Genomic DNA, 404 nt, shown 5'->3' with positions numbered 1-404 from the left:
GTAGGAAATCAAAATCAAAGACCCTTACAACAGAAACCAGTATTTAGTGAACCGCCACTTACAGTAAGTCATAAGGTAGACAATGGTCACTTCTATATGTCTGATTTAGACCAAGGGGGATACCAAAATGTGCAAATGGTGGTAGAAAGAGATCGTAGTTATATGGTTGCGACAACAACAGATGGTACAGTGTCACGAATTTCTCCGTTCGGAAAAGGAGATACGCGCTTACAAACAAACCAAAGGATTGAAAGAGCTTGTGAAGTGAAGGATAGCAGTATTAAGCCAAAAGAAGAAATCTTAGTAACACATACACAGGACGAAGTTGTTCGTACAGAGACGCATCTGAATTTATCAGAACATGACCCGCAAAATCTGATTCCATTTGCGCCAAACCCTCGCTT

At 40.6% G+C, this 404-nt stretch carries 1 pseudogene; it reads left to right on the top strand.

From position 1 onward, the window contains the following. Positions 1 to 404: pseudogene (locus tag CO726_RS31355) on the top strand (hypothetical protein); the annotation flags it as partial.

The organism is Bacillus fungorum (assembly GCF_002746455.1).
Taxonomy (GTDB): Bacteria; Bacillota; Bacilli; order Bacillales; family Bacillaceae_G; genus Bacillus_A; species Bacillus_A fungorum.
The sequence above is the reverse complement of the archived record's forward strand: the minus strand, read 5'-3'. Positions and strand labels throughout refer to the sequence as shown.